Source organism: Streptomyces sp. NBC_00459, assembly GCF_036013955.1.
GTDB lineage: Bacteria > Actinomycetota > Actinomycetes > Streptomycetales > Streptomycetaceae > Streptomyces.
This window is the reverse complement of sequence record NZ_CP107903.1, coordinates 4,918,700-4,944,043: the sequence shown is the minus strand read 5'-3', so window position 1 is coordinate 4,944,043 and position 25,344 is coordinate 4,918,700. Positions and strand designations below refer to the sequence as shown.

22 protein-coding genes and 1 tRNA gene are annotated in these 25,344 nt (G+C 68.4%); 12 read left to right on the top strand and 11 right to left on the bottom strand.

What is annotated here, in order from left to right; all coding sequences use genetic code 11:
• Positions 1-38: 38 nt before the first annotated feature.
• Positions 39-371 carry a thioredoxin gene (gene trxA / locus OHN74_RS21625; protein WP_327696207.1) on the top strand — a complete coding sequence of 111 codons (333 nt, stop codon included), beginning with the start codon at positions 39-41 and terminating at the stop codon, positions 369-371.
• An 80-nt stretch (positions 372-451) separates the two neighbouring features.
• On the opposite strand, the gene OHN74_RS21620 is transcribed toward trxA, so the two are convergent.
• The 9 genes from OHN74_RS21620 to rpmH all read right to left on the bottom strand — a co-directional run bounded on the left by OHN74_RS21620 (position 452) and on the right by rpmH (position 7,446).
• Positions 452-1,069 carry a GNAT family N-acetyltransferase gene (locus OHN74_RS21620; RefSeq protein WP_327696206.1) on the bottom strand — a complete coding sequence of 206 codons (618 nt, stop codon included), beginning with the start codon at positions 1,067-1,069 and terminating at the stop codon, positions 452-454.
• Positions 1,070-1,397: 328 nt separating this feature from the next.
• On the bottom strand, positions 1,398-2,498 hold the full coding sequence (locus tag OHN74_RS21615) for a ParB/RepB/Spo0J family partition protein (protein WP_327696205.1): 1,101 nt from the start codon (positions 2,496-2,498) through the stop codon (positions 1,398-1,400).
• Entirely contained in the window at positions 2,495-3,568 is a 1,074-nt protein-coding gene (locus tag OHN74_RS21610; protein WP_327700222.1) for an AAA family ATPase, read from the bottom strand. Before OHN74_RS21610 ends, OHN74_RS21615 begins: the two co-directional genes overlap by 4 nt.
• Before the next feature lie 281 nt (positions 3,569-3,849).
• Complete coding sequence (rsmG, locus tag OHN74_RS21605) at positions 3,850-4,566, bottom strand: 16S rRNA (guanine(527)-N(7))-methyltransferase RsmG (protein ID WP_327696204.1); 717 nt, start codon at positions 4,564-4,566, stop codon at positions 3,850-3,852.
• A 181-nt stretch (positions 4,567-4,747) separates the two neighbouring features.
• Entirely contained in the window at positions 4,748-5,263 is a 516-nt protein-coding gene (locus OHN74_RS21600) for a Jag family protein (protein ID WP_327696203.1), read from the bottom strand.
• A 15-nt stretch (positions 5,264-5,278) separates the two neighbouring features.
• Positions 5,279-6,562 carry a membrane protein insertase YidC gene (yidC, locus tag OHN74_RS21595; protein ID WP_327696202.1) on the bottom strand — a complete coding sequence of 428 codons (1,284 nt, stop codon included), beginning with the start codon at positions 6,560-6,562 and terminating at the stop codon, positions 5,279-5,281.
• A gap of 3 nt (positions 6,563-6,565) precedes the next feature.
• Positions 6,566-6,919, bottom strand: coding sequence for a membrane protein insertion efficiency factor YidD (gene yidD, locus OHN74_RS21590; RefSeq protein WP_164315877.1), 354 nt, complete (start codon positions 6,917-6,919; stop codon positions 6,566-6,568).
• Entirely contained in the window at positions 6,916-7,287 is a 372-nt protein-coding gene (gene rnpA, locus OHN74_RS21585) for a ribonuclease P protein component (protein WP_189150480.1), read from the bottom strand. The genes yidD and rnpA overlap by 4 nt, the downstream gene beginning before the upstream one ends.
• A gap of 21 nt (positions 7,288-7,308) precedes the next feature.
• On the bottom strand, positions 7,309-7,446 hold the full coding sequence (rpmH, locus tag OHN74_RS21580) for a 50S ribosomal protein L34 (RefSeq protein WP_006381191.1): 138 nt from the start codon (positions 7,444-7,446) through the stop codon (positions 7,309-7,311).
• A 387-nt stretch (positions 7,447-7,833) separates the two neighbouring features.
• Between rpmH and dnaA the strand changes: the two genes are divergently transcribed.
• The 9 genes from dnaA (at position 7,834) to OHN74_RS21535 (ending at position 20,792) form a co-directional block, all read left to right on the top strand.
• Positions 7,834-9,696, top strand: a complete 1,863-nt coding sequence (gene dnaA, locus OHN74_RS21575) for a chromosomal replication initiator protein DnaA (RefSeq protein ID WP_327696200.1) — start codon at positions 7,834-7,836, stop codon at positions 9,694-9,696.
• Positions 9,697-10,619: 923 nt separating this feature from the next.
• Complete coding sequence (dnaN, locus tag OHN74_RS21570; protein WP_327700221.1) at positions 10,620-11,750, top strand: DNA polymerase III subunit beta; 1,131 nt, start codon at positions 10,620-10,622, stop codon at positions 11,748-11,750.
• Between the two features lie 163 nt (positions 11,751-11,913).
• Positions 11,914-12,789 (top strand): phosphogluconate dehydrogenase (NAD(+)-dependent, decarboxylating), encoded by an 876-nt coding sequence (gnd, locus tag OHN74_RS21565; protein ID WP_327696199.1) that lies wholly within the window; start codon positions 11,914-11,916, stop codon positions 12,787-12,789.
• 52 nt (positions 12,790-12,841) lie between these two features.
• On the top strand, positions 12,842-13,963 hold the full coding sequence (recF, locus tag OHN74_RS21560) for a DNA replication/repair protein RecF (RefSeq protein WP_327696198.1): 1,122 nt from the start codon (positions 12,842-12,844) through the stop codon (positions 13,961-13,963).
• Complete coding sequence (locus tag OHN74_RS21555; protein WP_327696197.1) at positions 13,960-14,520, top strand: DUF721 domain-containing protein; 561 nt, start codon at positions 13,960-13,962, stop codon at positions 14,518-14,520. The genes recF and OHN74_RS21555 overlap by 4 nt, the downstream gene beginning before the upstream one ends.
• A 410-nt stretch (positions 14,521-14,930) precedes the next feature.
• Positions 14,931-16,991: a DNA topoisomerase (ATP-hydrolyzing) subunit B gene (gyrB, locus tag OHN74_RS21550; RefSeq protein WP_327696196.1), complete on the top strand. Its 2,061-nt coding sequence runs from the start codon at positions 14,931-14,933 to the stop codon at positions 16,989-16,991.
• Between the two features lie 42 nt (positions 16,992-17,033).
• Positions 17,034-19,640 carry a DNA gyrase subunit A gene (gene gyrA / locus OHN74_RS21545; protein WP_327696195.1) on the top strand — a complete coding sequence of 869 codons (2,607 nt, stop codon included), beginning with the start codon at positions 17,034-17,036 and terminating at the stop codon, positions 19,638-19,640.
• 18 nt (positions 19,641-19,658) lie between these two features.
• Complete coding sequence (locus OHN74_RS21540; protein WP_327696194.1) at positions 19,659-20,552, top strand: DUF3566 domain-containing protein; 894 nt, start codon at positions 19,659-19,661, stop codon at positions 20,550-20,552.
• A gap of 166 nt (positions 20,553-20,718) precedes the next feature.
• Positions 20,719-20,792, top strand: a tRNA-Ile gene (locus OHN74_RS21535).
• Positions 20,793-20,933: 141 nt separating this feature from the next.
• Here OHN74_RS21535 and OHN74_RS21530 read toward each other — a convergent pair.
• A complete protein-coding gene (locus OHN74_RS21530) occupies positions 20,934-21,275 on the bottom strand; it encodes a DUF6344 domain-containing protein (RefSeq protein WP_327696193.1) in 342 nt (113 codons plus the stop codon).
• 349 nt (positions 21,276-21,624) lie between these two features.
• Between OHN74_RS21530 and OHN74_RS21525 the strand changes: the two genes are divergently transcribed.
• Together OHN74_RS21525 and OHN74_RS21520 are read left to right on the top strand one after the other, a co-directional pair.
• Positions 21,625-21,753: a DLW-39 family protein gene (locus OHN74_RS21525; RefSeq protein ID WP_003999697.1), complete on the top strand. Its 129-nt coding sequence runs from the start codon at positions 21,625-21,627 to the stop codon at positions 21,751-21,753.
• A gap of 291 nt (positions 21,754-22,044) precedes the next feature.
• Positions 22,045-23,400, top strand: coding sequence for a hypothetical protein (locus OHN74_RS21520; protein ID WP_327696192.1), 1,356 nt, complete (start codon positions 22,045-22,047; stop codon positions 23,398-23,400).
• A 1-nt stretch (position 23,401) separates the two neighbouring features.
• Here the strand turns inward: OHN74_RS21520 and OHN74_RS21515 are convergent, their stop codons facing one another.
• Positions 23,402-25,339: a serine/threonine-protein kinase gene (locus tag OHN74_RS21515; RefSeq protein ID WP_327696191.1), complete on the bottom strand. Its 1,938-nt coding sequence runs from the start codon at positions 25,337-25,339 to the stop codon at positions 23,402-23,404.
• Positions 25,340-25,344 lie beyond the last annotated feature (5 nt).

The following is a 25,344-nucleotide window of genomic DNA, read 5'->3' as shown; positions in this document are numbered from 1 at the left end:
CGTCCGCCCCACCGCAGCATCGAGTTAAGGAGCCCCCTGTGGCCGGCACCCTGAAGAACGTGACCGACGACTCCTTCGACGAGGACGTCCTCAAGAACGACAAGCCCGTCCTGGTGGACTTCTGGGCCGCCTGGTGCGGACCGTGCCGCCAGATCGCGCCGTCGCTCGAGGCGATCGCCGCCGAGTACGGCGACAAGATCGAGGTCGTCAAGCTCAACATCGACGAGAACCCGGGAATCGCCGCCAAGTACGGCGTGATGTCCATCCCGACCCTGAACGTCTACCAGGGTGGCGAGGTCGCCAAGACCATCGTCGGCGCCAAGCCGAAGGCCGCGATCGTGCGCGACCTCGAGGAGTTCATCGCCAACTAGTCGGCGCAGCAGCCGATGTTTCACGTGAAACACGAATGGGCCGACCCCAAAGGGTCGGCCCATTCGCTTTGCTTCAGTCCCTAGAGCGGCCGAAGCACAGGCTCCTTCTGTACGGCTCCCAGCAGCCGGTCGAGCGCCATCTCCACGTCTTCCTTCCAGGAGAGCGTCGTCCGCAGCTCCAACCGAAGCCGAGGATGCAGAGGATGGGGTCGCACCGTCTTGAAGCCCACAGCGAGCAGATGGTCCGCGGGCAGTACGCAGGCCGTCTCCTTCGAGCGGGCGTCGCCGAAGGCCTCGATAGCCTTGAAACCCCGCCGCAGAAGGTCTTTCGCAACCGTCTGCACCATCACCCGCCCCAGTCCTTGCCCCTGGTAGCCCGGCATGATGAAAGCGGTCATCAGCTGCACCGCATCCGGCGAGACCGGGCTCGTGGGGAACGCCGTGGACCGGGGAACATAGGCCGGAGGTGCGTAGAGCACGAACCCCACCGGATTGTCGTCGACGTAGACGACACGGCCGCAGGAACCCCAGTCGAGCAGAACGGCCGAGATCCACGCTTCCTTCTCCAGCGAGGGTGTCCCCGCCTTCAGCGCGGCTTCCCCGCTGACGGGATCCAGTTCCCAGAAGACACACGCGCGACAGCGCTTGGGAAGATCCTGAAGGTTGTCCAGCGTGAGCGGTACGAGCCGACGCCCCATGAAGGCTGTTCCTCGCTTCCTTCGCCCGCTGCGTCGCGAGCGGCTGTCAGAGCGCTCCGTTCCCTGAGCAGACTGCCGACGAACCCGCCGACGGCGCCCAGTCCCAGACCCGCGCTCACCAGTCCGGTGCGGCTCACCGTTCGCATGGCCCCCGCCTCCCCAACTCAGAGGTGCTGCAAGGTGGATACGCCATCTCGAACGCATCGTATCCACGAAGCGATGGCATCGATACCGTCTGCAAGCAAAGAGCGGGCCGTGTCCGGTGTGTACCGGACACGGCCCGCTCCGGCCGCCGATCGAGCGGAAGCCGCCCGGGCCGGCCAGGTTCTCAGTCCTCCGAGTCCTCGGAGTCGTCGTCCAGAAGACTCTTCTGAAGCACCGGACCCTCGCCCGGGGCGAGAGAACTGAGGATGCGCTCAAGGTCTTCCATCGAGGCGAACTCGACAGTGATCTTGCCCTTCTTCTGCCCCAGATCGACCTTCACCCGTGTCTCGAAGCGGTCCGAGAGACGACCGGCTAGATCGGTCAGTGCAGGAGACACCAGGGCTCCGGCCCGTGGCCCCTTGGCCCTCGTAGCCGCCGTCGGCCGTGAGCCCATCAGGGTCACGATCTCCTCGACGGCCCGTACCGAGAGTCCTTCGGCCACGATCCGGTGAGCCAGCCGGTCCTGCTCCTCGGAGTCGTCCACGGAGAGGAGAGCCCGAGCGTGACCGGCGGAGAGGACCCCGGCGGCGACACGGCGCTGGACCGGCGGCGAAAGCTTCAGCAGACGCAGTGTGTTGGAGACCTGCGGCCGGGAACGGCCGATCCGGTCCGCCAGCTGATCGTGCGTGCAGTGGAAGTCCTTGAGCAACTGGTCGTAGGCCGCCGCCTCTTCCAGCGGATTCAGCTGAGCCCTGTGGAGGTTCTCCAGCAGCGCGTCCAGGAGAAGCTTCTCGTCCTCCGTGGCCCGCACGATCGCCGGGATCGCCTCCAGGCCGGCTTCACGGCAGGCCCGCCAGCGCCGCTCGCCCATGATGAGCTCGTAGCTGTTGGAACCCACCTGCCGCACGACTACGGGCTGGAGGAGACCGACCTCCTTGATGGAGGTGACCAGCTCCGCCAGCGCGTCCTCGTCGAACACATCACGCGGCTGTCGCGGGTTCGGCGTGATGGAGTCGATGGGAAGCTCGGCGAAGTGGGCACCGATGGGAGGCGCCGGGACCTCCCCGAACTCGTTCGAGGAGGCATGTTCTGTTTCACGTGAAACAGGCGGCAGGGTGGCCACCCTCGCCGCGGCCACTCCACGCTCGGCCGTGAGTACGGGAACCGCCGCCGGTGAGGTGGACGCGGTGCCCCCCATCGCCGGTGGCGTCGGCCTGTCTCCGGTCGGTGCAGCTGGGATCAGTGCGCCGAGACCACGGCCCAACCCCCTCCGTCGCTCGCTCACTGGATACCCTCCACGATGCTCTGTGCGCTCTGTGCGCCGATGTGGGCGTGCTGCGCGTCATAGCTGACACCGACACCCTTCAGCGCGATTTCCCGGGCCGCCTCAAGATAGGACAGGGCCCCACTCGATCCTGGATCGTAGGTGAGCACCGTCTGTCCATAGCTCGGCGCCTCGGAGATACGGACCGAGCGCGGAATGCTCGTCCGCAACACCTCGTCGCCGAAGTGGTTGCGCACCTCGTCCGCGACCTGAGACGCGAGGCGCGTCCGGCCGTCGTACATGGTGAGCAGGATCGTCGTTACCTGAAGGTCGCGGTTGAGGTGGGCCCGCACCAGATCGACGTTCCGCAGCAGCTGGCCCAGGCCTTCCAGCGCGTAGTACTCGCACTGGATCGGGATGAGCACCTCGGCACCGGCGACCAGAGCGTTGACCGTCAGCAGACCGAGCGAGGGCGGGCAGTCGATGAGGATGTAGTCCAAGGGCTGCTCATACGCCTGGATCGCTCGCTCAAGCCGGCTCTCTCGTGCCACCAGTGACACCAGCTCGATCTCCGCACCGGCGAGATCGATGGTGGCGGGTGCGCAGAAGAGGCCCTCGACGTCGGGGACCGGCTGAACGACTTCCGAGAGTGGCCTGCTGTCGATCAACACGTCGTAAATGGAAGGAACGTCGGCGTGATGGTCGATCCCCAGCGCCGTGGAAGCGTTGCCCTGAGGGTCGAGGTCCACGACCAGGACGCGGGCCCCGTGGAGGGCCAGCGAGGCGGCGAGGTTGACGGTTGTCGTCGTCTTCCCCACTCCGCCCTTCTGGTTGGCGACCACCATGACACGGGTCCGCTCCGGCCGTGGCAGGCCTTCGCCGGCCCGCCCCAGAGCCTCCACCGCCAATTGGGCAGCACGACCGATGGGAGTGTCGTCCATTGGGGGCGGTGTTTCACGTGAAACATCCTCCCCAATCGACTCGGTTCGGGGACCGGGGACCGGATCGGTCATCGGTCCCGCGATGTTGGCGTTGGACCGCAAGGATTCACTCTCCTCGACTTCAGGCTCGCAATGAACAGAGCCTGCCATGTCTTCGGGGTCGTGAACCAGTGAGGCCTGGTGTTCTGTGGAGAAATCCACCTCTGTGGACAACTCCGTTACCTCTCCGGGTGAACCGAGAGGCTTTCGGTCGCGGGGTGCGGCCGCGGCCCGGCCGCGGCTGATGATGCCGTGCAGCAGTGAGCGACGTTTCACGTGAAACAAGATGCCCACCCGTGAGGGCCCAGGCCGCGCGACACTCCGATATGTGTAGGTTAGGCAGCTTGTGTGGAGTACGTCTCGTCGTCAGGACGGATCAACGAACGGGAAGATCAGCGTCGCCGCCGCGCCCGTCCCGTCCTGGCAGCCTTGGCCCGCTTCGCCGCGAACCGCACTCCGCCGGGACTCTCACCGACCACGACCCGCACCACGGTCGACAGCGGGTCCACCACGCCTTCACCCACATGCAGGATGGACGTCTCGACCGCCCCGAGCTTGCTCAACGCAGTGGCCGAGGCCTTGAGCTCCTCCTCGGCCGTGTCCCCCTTGAGCGCGAGCATCTCCCCGTACGGACGCAGCAGGGGAATACCCCAAGTGGCCAGACGGTCCAGCGGGGCCACGGCACGCGCCGTCACCACATGAACCGGCTGGAGCGTGCCCATGACCTCCTCCGCGCGGCCACGGATGACCGTCACATGGTCCAGGCCCAGCAGCTCGACGACTTCGCTGAGGAAGTTGGTCCGGCGCAGCAGCGGTTCGAGCAGCGTGATCTTCAGGTCCTCCCGGACCAGAGCCAGTGGAATACCGGGCAGTCCGGCACCCGAGCCCACATCGCACACCGTCACGTTCTCCGGCACGACCTCGGAGAGCACCGCACAGTTCAACAGGTGCCGCTCCCACAGGCGGGGCACCTCACGCGGGCCGATCAGACCGCGCTGCACACCCGCCTCCGCAAGCAGTTCCGCGTATCGGACCGCGTCCGCGAAGCGATTGCCGAACACCTCGCGCGCCTGCTCGGGCGCCGGGGGGAGCTCCGCTGCCTCCGTCACGGGGGACCGTCCTTCCGTACCGCATGAGCGCACTGGGCGCTGATCACCAGGACTACAGGGACTGGAGCTGTCGAGGACCACAGGGGGACGAACAGAGGGCCAACAGCTGCCGGGAACTACAGGCTGACAAAGTTCGGCCCCGTCTGCGCAACAGACGGGGCCGGAGGGACCTACGTACCGATCAGGCGGGAAGAACGACGACGAAGCGCTGGGGCTCCTCGCCCTCGGACTCGCTGCGCAGGCCCGCGGCCTTCACCGCGTCGTGCACGACCTTGCGCTCGAACGGGGTCATCGCCTTCATCTTGACGGGCTCGCCGGAGCTCTTGACCTCGGCCGCGGCCTTGGCGCCCAGCTCCGAGAGCTCCTCACGCTTCTTGGCGCGGTAGCCCGCGATGTCGAGCATCAGCCGGCTGCGATCCCCGGTCTCCCGGTGCACAGCCAGACGCGTGAGCTCCTGGAGGGCCTCGAGCACCTCGCCCTCCCGGCCGACCAGCTTCTGCAGATCTCGGCCGCCCGCGTCGCTGATGATCGAGACAGCGGCGCGGTCGGCCTCGACGTCCATGTCGATGTCGCCGTCGAGGTCGGCGATGTCCAGCAGACCCTCAAGGTAGTCCGCCGCGATCTCGCCCTCCTGCTCCAGGCGGGACAGGGTGTCTACACCCTCGGCTGCGGCGGAGGTGGTGGTGCCTTCCGTCACGGGATGGACTCCTTCTTACTTCTTGGACGGGGACTTGGGACGCTGCGGGCCCTTGCGCTGTCCGGACTGGGCCTTGCTGCGGGTACCGGACGCGGGCTTGGAGGCGCCCTGCTTGGCGGCTCCTCCGGCCGGCTTGGCGTCGTCGGGCTCGTCGGACTTGATCAGCGACGTCGTCGGGGTCTCCGGCTCGGAACCGCCCGCCGACCTGGCGCCGGACTGACGCTGGGACTTGCTCTGACGCTTGGGCTGCTGGCGCTTGGCGGTGGCGCCGCCCGGCGTACCGTCCTCGGTCTCGGCGACCTCCGGGTTCACACCCTTCGTCACCGTGCCGTCGGGCTGGGCCGCGAGGCCCGCCTTGTTGAGACCGTTGATGAACTTGCGCTCGAACTCGTTGCGGTCGCGGCCCTTGGAGACGATGGCCTTCACGACGGCACGCTCACCGCGACTGCGGGTCTTGCCGTGCTGCGTGACGTGCTTCTGGAGGCGCTCCAGGTGAGCGGCCTGCGCCTTGCTGCCCGGGGTCGGGTTGTTGCGGATGACGTACATCTGCTGGCCCATGGTCCACAGGTTGGTGGTCAGCCAGTAGACGAGGACACCGACCGGGAAGTTGATGCCGAAGACGGCGAACATGACCGGGAAGACATACATCAGCATCTTCTGCTGCTGCATGAACGGGGTCTTCACCGTGGTGTCGACGTTCTTCATCATCAGCTGACGCTGTGTGTAGAACTGCGACGCCGACATCAGGACGATCATGATCGCGGTGACGACCCGGACGTCGGTGATCGAGGCACCGAGCGCCTCCACCTTCGACGCGCTCTCGGTGAACTTCGAGGCCAGCGGAGCACCGAAGATGTGTGCCTTCCGCGCGCTCTCCAGCAGCTCGGCGTTGATGACACCGATCTTGTCGCCCGACGCGATGCCGTTGAGCACGTGGTACAGGGCGAAGAAGAACGGCGACTGCGCCAGGATGGGCAGGCACGAGGAGAGCGGGTTGGTACCCGTCTCCTTGTACAGCTTCATCATCTCTTCGGACTGGCGCTGCTTGTCGTTCTTGTAGCGCTCCTGGATCTTCTTCATCTCGGGCTGCAGCGTCTGCATGGCCCGGGTCGCCTTGATCTGCTTCACGAAGAGCGGGATCAGGCAGATGCGGATCAGGATCACCAGGGACACGATGGACAAGCCCCAGGCCCAGCCGGTGTCGGGGCCGAAGATCGCGCCGTACACACTGTGGAACTGGACGATGACCCAGGAAACGGGTGTCGTGATGAAGCTGAAAATGCTGGCAATCGTGTCCACTAATCATGCTCCTTGGACATGGGACGGGGTCTCGGCGGCCGGACTCGAAGGATTCTGTCCCTCGATGGCCGCGCCGGCGGCGGAGGTCCCGCCCTTGCGTGCATGCCAGGTGTTGCGCAGCATTTCGTGCCACCGCGGACGCTTGCGCGGCGGGACATGGTCCACACCGCCGAGCGACCACGGGTTGCACCGCAGGATGCGCCAGGCGGTCAGTGCCGTCCCCTTGACCGCACCGTGCCGGTCGATGGCCGTATGGCCGTAGTGGGAGCACGACGGGTAGTACTTGCACACGGGCCCGAGCAGCGGACTGATCGTCCACTGGTACAGCTTGATCAGAGCCAGTAGCGGGTACTTCATCGCGCGCCCCCTCCCAGCAGCCGCTGCAGAGCGGCGTCCAGGTCTCGGGCCAGCTGTGCATGGTCGGCGTCGCCCGCACCGGGCAACGCTCGTACGACTACCAGGCTACCGGGGGGCAGCTCGGCGACTCGGTCGCGCATCAGGTGGCGAAGCCTGCGCTTCACCTTGTTGCGGACGACCGCGCCGCCGACTGCCTTGCTGACGACGAAACCCGCACGCGTCGGGGGAGCGCTCTCCCCAGGCGCGTGCGGGTCCGTGGTACCGCTACGAAGATGGACGACGAGGAGCGGACGGCCGGCCCGGCGGCCCCGTCGTACCGCGGTCGCGAATTCCTCGCGCCGCCTCAGCCGATGCTCGGTAGGCAGCACGACGTCATGACCTGATCAGGATCAGGCGGACAGGCTCGCGCGACCCTTGCCACGGCGGTTCGCGAGAATCGCGCGACCGGCACGGGTACGCATCCGCAGGCGGAAGCCGTGGGTCTTCGCGCGACGACGGTTGTTCGGCTGGAAGGTGCGCTTGCTCACTCGGGGGCTCCAGAAAGAATCGGTAGATACCGGGGTGCCGTCTTGGCTGTCACCGTGCGCCCACGAGTAGCTCGCTTACGCCCGATTGCACCGCTCCCGATCACTGAAGGATGCCCTGGTAGGAGCACTCGTATGTGATCTATGCCCATCGGAGGCAGGCGGCAGCAGCCATCGACAACTCGACCTGGTCACGGTACGCGGGGCTACGCCATCCGGTCAAACCAGCACCCGGGGCGAGACACTATCCACAGCCTGGGGACAACAACTTGAACCGCACCCGTCGCCCTGACTACCGTGGCCGGACTCCCTATCGCCCGTCCCACCCGAAGTACATCCCGATACGTCCCAGAACCACACGTTCGTGGGACCCGTGAGAGAGCGTGCCCTGTGGCTGACGTACCTGCCGATCTTGCCGCAGTGTGGCCACGAGTGCTGGAACAACTCCTCGGTGAGGGCCGTGGACAGGGCGTCGAGGTGAAGGACGAGCGCTGGATCAGGCGCTGCCAGCCGCTGGCCCTGGTCGCGGACACCGCACTGCTCGCCGTACCGAACGAATTTGCGAAAGGCGTGCTCGAAGGCCGCCTCGCCCCGATCGTCAGCGAGACACTCAGCCGAGAGTGCGGTCGGCCGATCCGCATCGCGATCACCGTGGACGACTCCGTCGGCGAGCAGTCCCCGCCCGCACCCTCCGCCCCGCCCCAGTCACGCTACGAGGAACCCGAGCACCCGCAGGCCCGCGACCCGTACCAGGGATACGGCCGCCACCGCGCCGACGACCACTCACAGCGCGACGGCCAGCAGCCCTCCCACGCGGACCAGCTCCCCACCGCCCGCCCCGCCTACCCGTCCGAGTACCAGCGCCCCGAGCCCGGCGCCTGGCCCCGGCCGACCCAGGACGACTACGGCTGGCAGCAGCCCCGGCTCGGCTTCCCGGAGCGCGACCCGTACGCGTCACCGTCATCCGACTACCGCCCGCAGCCACCGCGCGAGCGCTCACCGTACGAACAGCAGCGCTCCGAGTACGAGCAGCAGCGCGGCGACTACGGACAGCAGCGCCCGGAGTACGAGCAGCGCGACGGCCGCCGCGATCTGTCGGAGTCCCCGTCGGGCGGCGGTCACGGGCACCGGGGCGGACCTGGCGGCTCGGTGCGTCCCGGCGGTGGCGCACCCGGCTCGCCGGCTTCGCGGCAGACCCCGGCGCCGGGCCCCGGCGAACCCACCGCGCGCCTCAACCCCAAATACCTGTTCGACACGTTCGTCATCGGGGCGTCGAACCGTTTCGCCCACGCCGCAGCCGTCGCCGTCGCCGAGGCGCCCGCGAAGGCGTACAACCCTCTCTTCATCTATGGAGAGTCGGGACTCGGCAAGACGCACCTGCTGCACGCGATCGGGCACTACGCGCGCAGCCTCTACCCCGGCACGCGCGTGCGATATGTGAGCTCCGAGGAATTCACCAACGAGTTCATCAACTCCATCCGCGACGGCAAGGGCGACAGCTTCCGCAAGCGCTACCGCGAGATGGACATCCTGCTCGTCGACGACATCCAGTTCCTCGCGGACAAGGAGTCGACACAGGAGGAGTTCTTCCACACCTTCAACACGCTCCACAACGCCAACAAGCAGATCGTGCTGTCCAGCGACCGGCCGCCGAAGCAGCTGGTCACCCTGGAGGACCGGCTCCGGAACCGTTTCGAGTGGGGCCTGATCACCGACGTCCAGCCGCCCGAGCTGGAGACGCGTATCGCCATCCTCCGTAAGAAGGCGGTCCAGGAGCAGCTCAACGCCCCGCCGGAGGTCCTGGAGTTCATCGCCTCCCGCATCTCGCGCAACATCCGCGAGCTGGAGGGCGCGCTGATCCGGGTGACGGCGTTCGCGTCGCTCAACCGACAGCCGGTGGACCTCGGCCTCACGGAGATCGTCCTCAAGGACCTGATCCCGGGCGGCGAGGACTCGACCCCCGAGATCACCGCGCCGGCCATCATGGCGGCGACCGCCGACTACTTCGGCCTCACGGTCGAGGACCTCTGCGGCAGCTCACGCGGCCGTCAACTGGTCACGGCCCGGCAGATCGCCATGTACCTGTGCCGCGAGCTCACGGACCTCTCACTGCCGAAGATCGGCGCGCAGTTCGGTGGCCGCGACCATACGACCGTCATGCACGCCGACCGCAAGATCCGCGCCCTGATGGCCGAGCGCCGCTCCATCTACAACCAGGTCACCGAGCTGACCAACCGCATCAAGAACGGCTGACAGCAGGACAGGCACGGCCCCGAAGGCGCCCCTGGGACACGTTCCCGAGGGCGCCTTCGCCGTGCTCCGGGAGCTCCCGGAGGGGTGCCGGCCGGTTTCCCGCCCGTTCCGGCGCGCGTCGGGCGTTGCCGTACCGCAACCCACTGTTCGAATGAGCGCCGAGTTACGGCCACCCTCCACAGATTCGGTGACTTTCTCGCGTCCACACCCTGGGGACCCGGAAGTTGTCCAGACTGTGTCCACAGGCGAGGCTGGTGATAGACCATCAGACCAGGTCAGGTGGTTGTGGATTGGTGGACAAAAGATCTCCACAGGCTGTGGACAAAGAATTGATCCACAGGCTGTGCACGGAGTTGTCCACCGTCGACCCACAGGCTGCGGCCGGTTGTCCCCAGCGATCACCGGCTTCTCCACATCTCTGTCCACTGTTCGGCAACACGACGCGCCTCGTCACCACGTCGAGTGAAAGGCGTCACACCAAGGCGCCTGGTTGGTCTGTGGGAAAGGTGGGTAAAGCTGGGGACGGCGCTGGGGAGAAGTCGCCCCCGGCTGTGCATGGGGTGTGCAGAACTTTCTGTTCTCCACAGAGGGGCCTGGTTATCCACCGCCTCCGCCCACAGGGTCAGTGGACAAAATTTGCCGCCTGAGCTGCGAAAACGGGGTTATCCACGGTATCCACAGCCCCTACTACTACTGACAACTAGAGAGAGCTGGGAATCCGTTTCGAAGTGGGTCCTGTGCACAACTCGCTGTCGGGAGCCCGGCTGCCCCTCGTCACGACTTGACCCGAGAGGCACCTACTGTCAGTGCTGTGCGTCAGACTGTTCCCCGGTGTCCTTCCCAGCACAGGGACCGACGACACCGAGACAGACGACGAAGCCAGGCAGGCCGAGAAGCGCCGGCAACAGCAGGAGGCGGCAACAGTGAAGATCCGGGTGGAACGCGACGTACTCGCGGAGGCAGTTGCCTGGGCGGCGCGCAGCCTCCCGGCCCGTCCGCCGGCCCCTGTCCTCGCCGGCCTCCTGCTGAAGGCCGAGGAAGGCCAGCTGAGCCTGTCGAGCTTCGACTACGAGGTCTCCGCGCGGGTCTCGGTGGAGGCCGAGGTCGAGGAGGGGGGCACGGTCCTGGTGTCCGGCCGGCTCCTCGCCGACATCTGCCGCGCCCTTCCCAACCGCCCGGTGGAGATCTCCATGGACGGTGTCCGGGCGACGGTCGTGTGCGGCTCCTCCCGCTTCACCCTGCACACACTGCCTGTGGAGGAGTACCCGGCGCTGCCGCAGATGCCGACCGCGACCGGCACGGTGCCCGGTGAGGTCTTCGCCTCCGCCGCCGCCCAGGTGGCCATCGCGGCCGGCCGCGACGACACGCTGCCCGTCCTCACCGGTGTGCGCATCGAGATCGAGGGCGACAGGGTGACGCTGGCCTCCACCGACCGCTACCGCTTCGCGGTCCGGGAGTTCCTGTGGAAGCCGGAGGACCCGGAGGCGTCCGCGGTGGCCCTGGTGCCCGCCAAGACGCTCCTGGACACCGCCAAGGCGCTCACGAGCGGCGACAGCGTGATCCTGGCGCTGTCCGGCTCGGGCGCGGGCGAGGGCCTCATCGGCTTCGAGGGCGCCGGCCGTCGCACGACGACGCGTCTGCTGGAGGGTGACCTCCCGAAGTACCGCTCGCTGTTCCCGACGGAGTTCAACTCCATCGCCGTGATCGAGACCGCCCCCTTCGTGGAGGCCGTCAAGCGTGTGGCCCTGGTGGCCGAGCGGAACACCCCGGTGCGGCTCAGCTTCGAGCAGGGCGTGCTCATCCTGGAGGCCGGTTCCAGCGACGACGCACAGGCTGTGGAAAGGGTCGACGCCCAGTTGGAGGGTGACGACGTCTCGATCGCCTTCAACCCGACGTTCCTGCTGGACGGCCTGAGCGCCATCGACTCCCCGGTCGCCCAGCTCTCCTTCACGACGTCCACGAAGCCCGCGCTGCTCAGCGGCAAGCCGGCCGTGGACGCCGAGGCGGACGAGGCGTACAAGTACCTGATCATGCCGGTGCGTCTCAGCGGCTGAGCCTTCCGGCCGCCGATCGCCTCCGACGAGGAACACCGCAGGTGGGGGCATACGTTTGAGCGCGTATGCCCACAGGTGTGCATGAGCGTCCGGGTTTAGGCTCGGACGTGGGCACGAGCAACAGGAGTGCCCTCATGCCACGTCGCAACCTAAGGAACAACTGATGGAGCTCGGTCTCGTCGGCCTCGGCAAGATGGGCGGGAACATGCGCGAGCGGATCCGCCGCGCAGGCCACACCGTCATCGGATACGACCGCAACCCGGACGTCGCCGATGTCCACAGCCTCAAGGAGCTTGTGGACGGGCTCAGCGCCCCGCGTGTGGTGTGGGTGATGGTCCCGGCCGGCGCTCCGACCCAGTCCACCGTCGACGAGCTCGCCGAGCTCCTGGAGCCCGGTGACGTCGTCGTGGACGGCGGCAACTCGCGCTGGACGGACGACGAGAAGCACGCCGAGGAGCTGGCGGCCAAGGGCATCGGCTTCGTCGACTGCGGTGTCTCCGGCGGCGTCTGGGGCCTGGAGAACGGTTACGCGCTGATGTACGGCGGCGACGCCGAGGACATCGCCAAGGTGCAGCCGGTCTTCGAGGCGCTCAAGCCGAAGGGTGACCTCGGCGCGGTGCACGCGGGCAAGGTGGGCGCCGGGCACTTCTCGAAGATGGTCCACAACGGCATCGAGTACGCGATGATGCAGGCGTATGCCGAGGGCTGGGAGCTGCTGGAGAAGGTCGACTCCGTCACGGACGTGCGCGAGGTCTTCCGGTCCTGGCAGGAGGGCACCGTCATCCGCTCCTGGCTGCTCGACCTGGCCGTCAACGCCCTCGACGAGGACGAGCACCTGGACCGGCTGCGCGGTTTCGCCGCGGACTCCGGGGAGGGCCGCTGGACCGTGGAGGCCGCCATCGACCACGCGGTTCCGCTGCCCGCGATCACCGCGTCGCTGTTCGCGCGGTTCGCGTCCCGGCAGGACGACTCCCCGCAGATGAAGATGATCGCGGCGCTGCGCAACCAGTTCGGCGGCCACGCGGTCGAGTCGAAGTAATCCACAGGGCCGCTCAGCGGTCCACAAGTCCGGGGGAGGTCGGCGAACGACCATGCACGTCACGCATCTGTCGCTGGCCGACTTCCGCTCGTACGCCCAGGCCGAGGTGCCGCTCGAACCGGGCGTCACCGCGTTCGTGGGCCCCAACGGCCAGGGCAAGACCAACCTCGTCGAGGCGGTCGGCTATCTCGCCACGCTGGGCAGCCACCGGGTCTCCTCGGACGCCCCCCTGGTCCGCATGGGTGCCGACCGGGCGATCGTCCGGGCACAGGTCAAGCAGGGCGAGCGGCAGCAGCTGGTCGAGCTGGAGCTGAACCCCGGCCGCGCGAACCGCGCTCGCATCAACAGGTCGTCGCAGGTCAGACCCCGCGACGTACTGGGGATCGTACGGACGGTGCTGTTCGCGCCGGAGGATCTCGCCCTGGTGAAGGGGGATCCGGGTGAGCGGCGGCGGTTCCTCGACGAGCTGATCACCCTGCGCTCCCCGCGGATGGCGGGTGTGCGCTCCGACTACGACCGGGTTCTCAAGCAGCGCAACACGCTCCTCAAGTCGGCGGCGCTGGCCCGGCGGCACGGCGGTCGCACGATGGACCTGTCGACGCTCGACGTGTGGGACCAGCATCTCGCGCGCGTGGGGGCCGAGTTGCTGGCCCAGCGGCTCGACCTGATCGCCGCGATCCAGCCGCTGGCCGACAAGGCGTACGAGCAACTGGCGCCCGGCGGCGGTCCGCTCGCCCTGGAGTACAAGCCGTCGGCCCCGGGCGAGGCACACGCGCGTGAGGAGCTGTACGAGCAGCTGATGGCGGCCCTGGCCGAGGTCCGCAAGCAGGAGATCGAGCGGGGCGTCACCCTCGTGGGACCGCATCGGGACGATCTGCATCTCAAGCTCGGCCAGCTGCCCGCCAAGGGGTACGCGTCCCACGGTGAGTCGTGGTCGTACGCGCTGGCGCTGCGGCTGGCCTCGTACGACCTGCTGCGGGCCGAGGGCAACGAGCCGGTGCTGGTGCTCGACGACGTGTTCGCGGAGCTGGACACCCGGCGCCGGGAGCGGCTGGCGGAGCTGGTGGCGCCCGGTGAGCAGGTGCTGGTGACGGCCGCGGTCGACGACGACGTACCGCATGTGCTGGCGGGGGCGCGTTACTCGGTGTCCGACGGGGCGGTGGAGCGCGTATGACGGCCCAGGAGCCCATGCCCGGGGGTACCCCGGAGGAAGCCCCCACGCAGGTCCCCGAGCACTCCGGGGTGGATCTCGCGCGGGTGGCGCTCAGAGCGGCGAAAGAGGCGGCACGCGCGCGTGGGGACGCCGTCCAGCAGAAGAAGCAGTCCCGGCGCGGGGGCGGTCTGCGTTCCGGCTCGGGGCGGGACAGGCGTGACCCCATGGCGCTCGGTGCGGCGATCAACCGGCTGGTGACGGAGCGCGGGTGGGAGGCGCCGGCCGCGGTGGGCGGGGTGATGGGCCGCTGGCCGGAGATCGTCGGCGCGGACCTGGCCAAGCACTGCGAGCCGGAGTCGTACGACGAGGACGAGCGGGTGCTCACCGTGCGCTGCGACTCGACGGCGTGGGCGACGAACGTGCGGCTGCTCGCGCCGCAGCTGGTCGCACGGCTGAACGAGGACCTCGGGCAGGGCAGGGTGCGGCTGATCAAGGTGCTGGGGCCTCAGGGTCCGGCCCGCCGTTTCGGCCCGCTACGGGCGCCCGGGAGCACGGGCCCGGGTGACACCTACGGGTGAGCCCCACCACTCCCTGTAGGTGAGCTGTGTCACACGGAACGGGCGGCGGGGGCCCGCGGACGGTGGTGCGCGCGTTTGCGAATCCCTTCTTGACTCCCCGGTAGCCAAGGGTTGACACCCGGAAGCGCTGAGTGCCACTCCAAGCCCCTTGGAGCCCCGCTCCGTATATGGGGACTCGGGAGAGACCGGTTGAGGGCGGCACATGCGGACTCAGGTACCGGCAAACCCCCATCACTGTCGGCGCTACCGGTAGACTGGAAGCTAATCCCGCCCCATTGGAGGGGACCACCGGGAAATGGTGTGCACCGCTGACTAAGGCTTACCAACGCAACACGCCGCAGCCGATCCGGCCACCCTCCAGAGGGGGGACCCCCGGAGTTCGGCTTGTGCTGTGCCAGAAAGGGCGCTTCGTGGCCGATTCCGGCAACCCCAACGAGAACATCCCGTCCACCGACGCCGGCGCGAAACCCGAGGCGACCTCCATGAACGACGAGGTCACCGCCTCGTACGACGCCAGCGCCATCACCGTCCTCGAGGGTCTGGACGCGGTCCGCAAGCGACCCGGCATGTACATCGGCTCGACCGGTGAGCGTGGTCTGCACCACCTGGTGCAGGAGGTCGTCGACAACTCCGTCGACGAGGCGCTGGCCGGTCACGCGGACACCATCGACGTGACGATCCTCCCCGACGGTGGCGTACGCGTCATCGACAACGGCCGAGGCATCCCGGTGGGCATCGTCCCGTCCGAGGGCAAACCGGCCCTTGAGGTCGTGCTCACCGTGCTGCACGCGGGCGGCAAGTTCGGCGGCGGCGGCTATGCGGTCTCCGGCGGTCTGCACGGCGTCGGTGTCTCCGTCGTGAACGCCCTGTCCAGCAGGGTCGCCGTGGAGGTGCGGACCGACGGCTACCGCTGGACGCAGGACTACAAGCTGGGCGTCCCGACGGCTCCGCTCGCGCAGCACGAGGCCACGGCCGAGACCGGCACGTCGGTCACCTTCTGGGCCGACGCCGACATCTTCGAAACCACCGAGTACTCCTTCGAGACGCTCTCGCGGCGCTTCCAGGAGATGGCGTTCCTCAACAAGGGTTTGACGATCAAACTCACTGACGAGCGCGAGGTGGCGAAGGCGACGGCCGGTGCCGACGAGGCGGGCGCCGACGAGAAGGACGAGGTCAGGACCGTCTCGTACCACTACGAGGGCGGCATCGTCGACTACGTGACGTACCTCAACTCCCGCAAGGGAGACGTGGTGCACCCGACGGTCATCGACCTGGAGGCGGAGGACAGGGACAAGAGCCTGTCCCTCGAGGTCGCGATGCAGTGGAACAGTGGTTACACCGAGGGTGTGTACTCCTTCGCCAACATCATCCACACGCACGAGGGCGGTACGCACGAGGAGGGCTTCCGGGCGGCGCTGACCTCGCTGATCAACAAGTACGCGCGCGACAAGAAGCTGCTCCGCGAGAAGGACGACAACCTCACGGGTGACGACATCCGCGAGGGTCTGACCGCGATCATCTCGGTCAAGCTCAGCGAGCCCCAGTTCGAGGGCCAGACCAAGACCAAGCTGGGCAACACGGAGGCGAAGACCTTCGTACAGAAGGCGGTCTACGAGCACCTCAACGACTGGCTGGACCGCAACCCGGTCGAGGCCTCGGACATCATCCGCAAGGGCATCCAGGCGGCCACCGCGCGCGTGGCGGCCCGCAAGGCCCGTGACCTCACGCGTCGCAAGGGTCTGCTGGAGACGGCGTCGCTGCCGGGCAAGCTGTCCGACTGCCAGTCGAACGACCCCACCAAGTGCGAGATCTTCATCGTCGAGGGTGACTCCGCCGGTGGTTCGGCCAAGTCCGGCCGCAACCCGCAGTACCAGGCGATCCTCCCGATCCGAGGCAAGATCCTCAACGTCGAGAAGGCGCGGATCGACAAGATCCTGCAGAACCAGGAGATCCAGGCGCTGATCTCGGCGTTCGGTACCGGGGTCCACGAGGACTTCGACATCGCGAAGCTGCGCTATCACAAGATCATCCTGATGGCGGACGCCGACGTCGACGGCCAGCACATCAACACCCTGCTGTTGACCTTCCTGTTCCGCTTCATGCGCCCGCTGGTCGAGGCCGGACACGTGTTCCTCTCCCGTCCCCCGCTGTACAAGATCAAGTGGGGCCGGGACGACTTCGAGTACGCGTACTCGGACCGCGAGCGCGACGCGCTGATCGAGCACGGCCGGCAGAACGGCAAGCGCACCCGGGACGACTCGGTCCAGCGCTTCAAGGGCCTCGGCGAGATGAACGCCGAGGAACTGCGCATCACGACGATGGACCAGGAGCACCGGGTCCTCGGCCAGGTCACGCTCGACGACGCCGCGCAGGCCGACGACCTGTTCTCGGTCCTGATGGGCGAGGACGTGGAGGCACGCCGCGCGTTCATCCAGCGCAACGCCAAGGACGTCCGCTTCCTCGACATCTGAGTCGGTCTCAGCTGACCGCACCAGAAAGGATCTTCACCAGCAATGACCGACGAGACACCGCTTTCCCCCACTGGTCCCAACTCGCCCGAAGAGGGCCAGATCACTCTGCGCGTCGAGCCCGTCGGGCTCGAGACCGAGATGCAGCGCTCGTACCTCGACTACGCGATGTCCGTCATCGTGTCGCGCGCGCTGCCCGACGTAAGGGACGGTCTCAAGCCCGTCCACCGCCGCGTCCTGTACGCGATGTACGACGGCGGCTACCGGCCCGAGAAGGGCTTCTACAAGTGCGCCCGCGTCGTCGGTGACGTCATGGGTACCTACCACCCGCACGGCGACTCCTCGATCTACGACGCGCTGGTCCGTCTCGCGCAGCCGTGGTCGATGCGGATGCCGCTGGTGGACTCCAACGGCAACTTCGGCTCTCCCGGCAACGACCCGGCCGCCGCCATGCGGTACACCGAGTGCAAGCTGAAGCCGCTGTCCATGGAGATGGTCCGCGACATCGACGAGGAGACCGTCGACTTCACGGACAACTACGACGGCCGCAACCAGGAGCCGACGGTTCTGCCGGCCCGCTTCCCGAACCTGCTGATCAACGGCTCGGCGGGCATCGCGGTCGGTATGGCGACGAACATCCCGCCGCACAACCTCCGTGAGGTCGCGGCCGGCGCCCAGTGGTACCTGGAGAACCCCGAGGCTTCTCACGAGGAACTGCTCGACGCCCTGATCGAGCGCATCAAGGGCCCCGACTTCCCCAGTGGCGCGCTGGTGGTGGGCCGCAAGGGCATCGAGGAGGCGTACCGCACCGGCCGTGGCTCCATCACGATGCGCGCGGTCGTCGACGTCGAGGAGATCCAGAACCGCCAGTGCCTGGTGGTCACCGAACTCCCGTACCAGGTCAACCCGGACAACCTCGCGCAGAAGATCGCCGACCTGGTCAAGGACAGCAAGATCGGCGGCATCGCGGACGTCCGCGACGAGACGTCGTCCCGTACGGGCCAGCGCCTGGTCATCGTCCTGAAGCGGGACGCGGTCGCCAAGGTCGTGCTGAACAACCTCTACAAGCACACCGACCTGCAGACGAACTTCGGCGCGAACATGCTGGCGCTCGTCGACGGCGTGCCGCGCACCCTGTCCCTGGACGCGTTCATCCGGCACTGGGTGACGCACCAGATCGAGGTCATCGTCCGGCGTACGAAGTTCCGGCTGCGCAAGGCCGAGGAGCGCGCGCACATCCTGCGAGGCCTGCTGAAGGCCCTGGACGCCATCGACGAGGTCATCGCGCTGATCCGGCGCAGTGACACCGTCGAGATCGCGCGCGAGGGCCTGATGGGCCTCCTGGAGATCGACGAGATCCAGGCCAACGCGATCCTGGAGATGCAGCTGCGCCGGCTGGCGGCTCTGGAGCGGCAGAAGATCGTCGCCGAGCACGACGAGCTGCAGGCGAAGATCCGCGAGTACAACGCGATCCTGGCCTCGCCCGTGCGTCAGCGCGGCATCATCAGCGAGGAACTCGCCGCGATCGTCGAGAAGTTCGGCGACGACCGCCGCTCCAAGCTGGTCCCCTTCGACGGTGACATGTCCATCGAAGACCTGATCGCCGAAGAGGACATCGTCGTCACGATCTCGCGCGGCGGCTACGTCAAGCGGACCAAGACCGAGGACTACCGCTCGCAGAAGCGCGGCGGCAAGGGCGTACGCGGCACGAAGCTCAAGGAAGACGACATCGTCGACCACTTCTTCGTGTCGACGACCCACCATTGGCTGCTGTTCTTCACCAACAAGGGCCGGGTCTACCGCGCGAAGGCCTACGAGCTGCCCGACGCCGGACGTGACGCGCGTGGACAGCACGTCGCCAACCTGCTGGCCTTCCAGCCGGACGAGGCGATCGCGGAGATCCTGGCGATCCGCGACTACGAGGCGGCGCCCTATCTCGTGCTGGCCACCAAGGGTGGTCTGGTGAAGAAGACGCCTCTGAAGGATTACGATTCCCCGCGTTCGGGCGGTGTGATCGCGATCAACCTCCGTGAGACGGAGGACGGTTCCGACGACGAACTGATCGGAGCCGAACTCGTTTCGGCAGAGGATGATCTGCTCCTGATCAGCAGGAAGGCACAGTCGATCAGGTTCACGGCGACGGACGACGCACTGCGTCCGATGGGCCGGGCCACCTCGGGTGTCAAGGGCATGAGCTTCCGTGAGGGAGACCAGCTGCTCTCGATGAATGTTGTTCGACCCGGTACGTTCGTGTTCACTGCTACCGACGGCGGATACGCGAAGCGGACCAACGTCGACGAGTACCGCGTCCAGGGTCGCGGCGGCCTCGGCATCAAGGCCGCCAAGATCGTCGAGGACCGCGGTTCTCTCGTCGGTGCGCTGGTGGTCGAGGAGACCGACGAGATCCTCGCCATCACGCTCTCGGGCGGTGTGATTCGTACGCGGGTCAATGAGGTCAGGGAGACGGGCCGTGACACCATGGGCGTCCAACTGATCAACCTGGGCAAGCGCGATGCCGTGGTCGGCATCGCACGTAACGCCGAGGCGGGAAGCGAGGCCGAGGCGGTCGACGGCGAGGACGCCGTCGACGAGTCGGCCGAGGGCACCGTGACCATCGGCACGGACGAGGGCGATCAGTCCTCGTCGGAGTAGCGCGAGGAGTGAGTCATCGTGAGCGGAGCCACGGGCGCCGGTTCGTCCGGCAGTTCGTCCGGTCCCTCGACCGGTACGGACAAAGACGGCGGCGGTCGTGGCTCCGCCGCGCGTGCGACCGATGCGCAGCAGGGTGCGAGGGACGCGCACAGTGCGACAGATCCGCACACGACCAACCTGCAGGCCATCAAGCCGCGTACGACCGGCAAGCGCTCGCCCGACACACATGGATCCCAGGGATCCCAGGGGGGAACCGTGACGGACGCCAGAGGTCCGCAGACCCAGCAGTACGGGGCCGGCGGGGGCCCGGCCGCCCCGGGAGCCCCGGGTGCCATGCCGGTGGCGGAGCCCGCCGCGCAGCGCGCCGCGGCTCCGCCGCAGTCACCGTTGCCCGGTGACCGGCAGCCGCAGCAGCCTGCGGGGCCCTACCACCCGCCGCAGGCCTACCCGGCCGCTCCGGCCGGGCCTGCGGCCCCGGTTCAGGCCCCGGCCCAGACGGGGGCCGTACGGCGCCCGCGCACGGGGGCGAGCACTCTGCCCCGCACGCGCAAGGCCCGGCTGCGCGTGTCCAAGGCCGACCCGTGGTCGGTGATGAAGGTCAGCTTCCTGCTGTCGATCGCGCTGGGCATCTGCACGATCGTGGCGGCGGTGGTCCTGTGGATGGTCATGGACGCGATGGGCGTCTTCTCGACGGTCGGCGGCACCATCTCGGAGGCCACGGGGTCGAACGAGTCCAACGGCTTCGACCTCCAGTCGTTCCTGTCGCTGCAGAACGTCGTGCTGTTCACGTCGGTCATCGCGGTCATCGACGTCGTCCTCGCGACGGCGCTGGCGACGCTCGGCGCGTTCATCTACAACCTCTCCGCGGGCTTCGTCGGCGGCGTCGAGCTGACGCTCGCCGAGGACGAGTGAACTGCCGGATGAACTGACGGTGAAGTGGTGAAGTGCAGGTGAGACGCGGGTGAGCGACGTTCTCGAACGTCGCTCGACTGCCGTCTGACTATCGATTTTGGGACTGGCCGCGTCGTGCGCTAATCTTCAGAGGTCAGCGCGCGGGACATACACCGCAGAGCGCGGCGGGGCTATAGCTCAGTTGGTTAGAGCGCATCCCTGATAAGGATGAGGCCACAGGTTCAAATCCTGTTAGCCCCACAGCGAAAAGAACCCCAACCAGTGATGGTTGGGGTTCTTTCGTCTGTCCTGGTGCTTCTCCGTGTGGCTTTGTACGCAAGTTCGCCGCTACATGGGGAGGGGGATCACATGAGGGTCACGCGAGGAGGCCCGCGAGCGGGGTCAGGACGGGGGCTGTGGCGCCGTCCCGGCGTCCGTGTCGCTCTCCTGGCCGGCTTCTGTCTCGGCGTCCGTGTCCGCGGGTGAGCGGTGTCGGCAGCTCGGGGAGGAGCCGTGGGCCTCGGCTCGGATGCGCTGCTTCATCGTGGGGGGCAGGGACCGGGCGTAGGACCAGGCCCAGGCGGCTGTGGGAGGTACCACCGCGGGTGCGGTGCAGTTGCGTGCCGGGTGGCTCTCGGCTACCGCCGCGGTGGCGGTCGTCGTGATCAGGCCGAGCGTCGTGCACAGCGCCAGGAAGGCGGTGACGACGACGGTCCACAGCTTCATGACCTTGTTCTGGGCCATGGCCCCTCACTTTCGGGTTGGGCGATTTGCGTACTTTCCCAATGATGTGTACGGAGACCGCGAAGTGGTGGACCGACGCCCGCGGCGCGTCGATCTTCAGATGAACACCACTCGGATGGCCGCAGCAGGCCCGAAAAGAGGAGAAGAATGGAGGAATTAGGACCGAGCGGGGCGAATAGTCACGGTACGTGGAGATGTGATCACCCTCCGATCGGAGCGGCGTCGTCCGCTTCTAATGCTGTGCGCCGGGCGGGAGTTGGGGGCCGGCGCAGGTCACCGATCGGTCTCGGCCGGAGGGTATAGTCGGGCGCCAGAGGTCCCCTACGTCAAGGAAAGACGAGGTCGCACGGTGAAGAAGCTTCTCCTGGTCGCACTGGCCGCCATCGGCGGGCTCCTCGTGTACCGCCAGATCCAGGCGGATCGCGCCGAGCAGGATCTGTGGACGGAGGCGACCGACTCCGTGCCCACGGGTTCGTGAGTATCGACACCAGTCTGTGAACAGACCCCGGCCGCCGACGCGGTCGGGGTTTTGTGTTGTCCCGGGTTGCGCCGGAGGACGGCGGATGATTCGCCGTCGTGAACGAATCGATTGCCGGGGCAAATCGAGTGCCTCGGGGTGGGCTGTTTCGGGCACTCGTGCGAATTGCGGGCGTGCCGGGACTGCCGACGGGGCAGGATGGGCGACGGTCCGGGCAGAAACGGTGCCCGGGTGTGGCGGCGACGGTGGACGGTTCGGGCACGGGCGGGGCATGACGAGGGGTGGCGCGTGATGGGGCGGCGCACAGTACGGGGCGCGGTCGTGGCGGTGGTGCTGTGTGCTGTGGCGGGACTGGGTGCGGGGCCGGGGGCCGACTCCGAGGCTGTCGCCGCGCCGGATGCGTACACGTACGACTTCGCCGAGGACGCCCGGACCGTCGAGGGAGCCGCGAGCACCACGGACGCCGTGGGGCTGGAGCCCGGCGGGACCTACCGCAGCACCCTCCCGGTCAACGGAAGGCTCTACTTCCGCCTCGCACTCGACGCCACCTCGAACGCGTACGTCTCCGCCACCGCTGTGCCCCGGCAGGGCACGACGGTGGCCTCCTCCGACGGCGTGAAGGTGGCCGTGCAGGACGCCGACGCCCGTTCCTGCTCCTACGACAGCACACGCTTCGGGGCCTCCCACAGCCCGCATCCGGTCGCCGCCTGGGCGTCACGCACGACCGACGGCGAGACGACGGCCTGTCAGGGAGCCGGCACGTACTACGTGGTCGTGGACCGCATCGACTCGGCAGGCTCGTCGTCGGACGACTGGGACCTGGAGCTGACCTATGTGTCGGAGCCAAGCCTTGTGGACAAGGTCGCGACGACCGCGCCCGAGTCCTCCGAGCCCTGGGACTCCGCCTCGCCCGACCCGCTCACCGGTGACGCCGTCCGACGAGAGGGCGGCGCGGGCTTCGCCACCGCCGCCCCGCTGGGGCAGGGAGTCTGGCAGGGCGACATCGCGCCCGGGCGGACGCTGTTCTACCGGGTGCCGGTCGACTGGGGGCAGCAGCTCCACGCGGTTGCCGAACTCGGCAGCTCCAGCGCCGGTTCCAGCGGCCGGGGGTACGTCAGCAGCGCGCTCGTCATGTCGCTCTACAACCCCGCGCGCGGGTACGTCGACGACGAGGGCCTCGTCTACGACGGCCGCCAGAGCTCTGCCGCCCTCGATCCGCTGCCACCCGTCGCCTACGCCAACCGCTACGGCGTCGGCGACCGTATGAGCGGGATGCGGTTCGCCGGCTCGTACTACCTCGTCGTCCATCTCGCCGAGCAGGTGACGGAACGATTCGGCGCGGGGCCGTACGGGCTGACGCTGCGGGTGCAGATGAGCGGTACGGCGCAGGACGCCCCCGGGTATCTGGGGCAGTCCGTGCCCCGGGACACGTTCGCGGTCACGGAACAGGACCGGGAGGCGGCCGGCGGCTGGACGTCCGGAGGGGTGGCCGGCGGCACGGGAGCCGACGGGGCGGACGCAGACGGCGGGGGCGACGACGCCGCGATGCAGGTCGTCGCGGCGAGCGGCATCGGCGCGGGGAGCTTGCTGGTGCTGGTGCTGGGGCTGTGGACGCTGCTCGCTCGGCGGCGGGCCGGACGCGCCTAGCTCAGATACGGAACAGGGCCCAGAAACCCACGGCGTAGCAGGCCAGGGCGAGGAGCAGGACCGGTATCGCCACCTTCGCGGGCGGACCGGGGCGACGCTGACGGCGCCGCCCGCGGTGCTGCGGAACCGCCTGCGGGGAGAGCGCGATCTGCGGGGACGGCGCGGCGTACGAAGAGGACGCGGCGTACGTGTCCTGCCGCAGCGTCGGAGTCGCGGTCGCGGTCGGGGACTGAGCGGCGGTCCGGGATGCGTGCGGCTGGGGAGAGGGCCCACGCGCGGGCTCGAAAGGCGGGCTCCCGAAGGACGGGACCTCGAAGGGCGGGGAGACATGGACCGCGGCCGGCGCCGGGAGCGGCACGGCCGTGGGGGGAGTGGAAGGCTGCTCCGGCCGGTGGTGGAAGTGCTCGTGCGGCGGTGTGCCGGAGGGCACGGTGACCTGGGGAGGGGGCAGGTGGAAGCTTCCCGTGTCCGACATGCTGGACGGCTGGGGCGGGACGACTGCCGGTGGGTGAGCGGGGCGCGGTGGGGTGGCGTCCGGCTGGGGCGGGACGCCGTTGCGGTGGGCGGAGTGGGCCGGGTAGGTCGGCGGAGCCGGTGAAGAGCGCGGTCCCTGTTCGGAAGAGCCGGCGCTGTCCGGTACGGAGTCGGCCCCGGGCCAGACCGGGGCGGCACCGGAGGACCGCCAGGGTTGCTCGATGGCGGAACCGGGGCTCGAGGGCGTGGGGTCCTTGACCGGCCTGGCGGGTACGGAGCCCGTGCCCGGTCCGGAGGGCGGGTAGACGGTTCCCGGTGGCGGCGCGGGATCCGGCATCGGACCGGGCAACGGACCCGGCGTCGGCCCGAGCACCAGCCCTGTGTGCGTGCCGCCGGTCGCCGGGCCGGTGGGCGTGCCGTCCGGGTTCGGTTCGCGGTACGGGTCGTATCGGCGGGCTGCTCCTGGGCCGGTGTCCATGCCGGTGTGCACGCCGTCCGGCTCGCCGTGTCCGGCGCCGGGGTCCGGCCCGCCCGTTGCCGTGCCGGTGCGCGCGCCGCCGTTCGTGGTCACGCCGGGGGAGGGTTTGAGGGGACCGGTCGGGGCGAAGCCCTTGGGGAGGGGACCGAGTTGGTCGAAGATCTCGACCAGCTCGTCGTCGGGGCCGGGCTCGGGCAGGAGTTCGGCGGCCTGGGCCAGGGCCTTGCGGGCGCCCGTGGCGGTGCGGAACCGCGCCTGCGGGTCCGGCTGCAGGAGCGTGGCCACGACCTGCCAGAGCGGCTCGGGTATGCCCTGGGGGGCGCTGGGCGTGCCGTGCGCGGCGAAGTACTCGATGAGGGCCTTGGAGTCCGGCTTGGCGCCCTCCAGGAGATAGAGCGCGACCAGGCCCACGGCGAACAGGTCGGAGGGGAAGTCCGGGTCCGCGCCCAGCATTTGCTCGGGGGCGAAGTAACCCGGCGTGCCCACCACGTAGTCGGTCTCCGTCAGCCGGGGCTCGCCCAGCCGCATCGCGATGCCGAAGTCGGACAGCCGCAGCCGCGGGCGGCCCGTACCGGTCGCTTCGAGCAGCACGTTGGCGGGCTTGATGTCGCGGTGGACTACGCCTTCCGCGTGCACGGCTGCGAGGCCCGAGAGGAGCTGGTCGACGAGGGTGCAGACGAACGCGGGCGGCAGGGGGCCATAGTCCGCGATCAGGTGGACGAGCGAGCCTCCGGCGACCAGATCCATGGTGAACAGGACCTTGTCGTCGTCGGCGGCCCAGCTTGCCGGGGCGAGGACATGCGGGTGGTCTATCCGCAGGGCCTGCTCACGGACGAAGCGCAGCAGGGAATGGGCGTCGCTCTGCTGGAGGACCTTGGCGGCCACGTACCGGCGGCGCCGGTGGTCCCAGGCACGCCAGACCGCGCCTACTCCCCCGCGCCCGATCGGGTCGGCCAGTTCGTACCGGCCGGCGAAGACCTCACCCATGGCTC

Bases quoted from the DNA above. Each gene is read 5' to 3' on its own strand.
- OHN74_RS21520 (WP_327696192.1), top strand. From the start codon at position 22,045: ATGGGGCGGCGCACAGTACGGGGCGCGGTCGTGGCGGTGGTGCTGTGT.
- OHN74_RS21620 (WP_327696206.1), bottom strand. From the start codon at position 1,069: ATGGGGCGTCGGCTCGTACCGCTCACGCTGGACAACCTTCAGGATCTT.
- OHN74_RS21530 (WP_327696193.1), bottom strand. From the start codon at position 21,275: ATGGCCCAGAACAAGGTCATGAAGCTGTGGACCGTCGTCGTCACCGCC.
- OHN74_RS21610 (WP_327700222.1), bottom strand. From the start codon at position 3,568: ATGGCAGGCTCTGTTCATTGCGAGCCTGAAGTCGAGGAGAGTGAATCC.
- gnd (WP_327696199.1), top strand. From the start codon at position 11,914: ATGGAGCTCGGTCTCGTCGGCCTCGGCAAGATGGGCGGGAACATGCGC.
- yidD (WP_164315877.1), bottom strand. From the start codon at position 6,919: ATGAAGTACCCGCTACTGGCTCTGATCAAGCTGTACCAGTGGACGATC.
- OHN74_RS21515 (WP_327696191.1), bottom strand. From the start codon at position 25,339: ATGGGTGAGGTCTTCGCCGGCCGGTACGAACTGGCCGACCCGATCGGG.
- OHN74_RS21555 (WP_327696197.1), top strand. From the start codon at position 13,960: ATGACGGCCCAGGAGCCCATGCCCGGGGGTACCCCGGAGGAAGCCCCC.
- recF (WP_327696198.1), top strand. From the start codon at position 12,842: ATGCACGTCACGCATCTGTCGCTGGCCGACTTCCGCTCGTACGCCCAG.
- gyrA (WP_327696195.1), top strand. From the start codon at position 17,034: ATGACCGACGAGACACCGCTTTCCCCCACTGGTCCCAACTCGCCCGAA.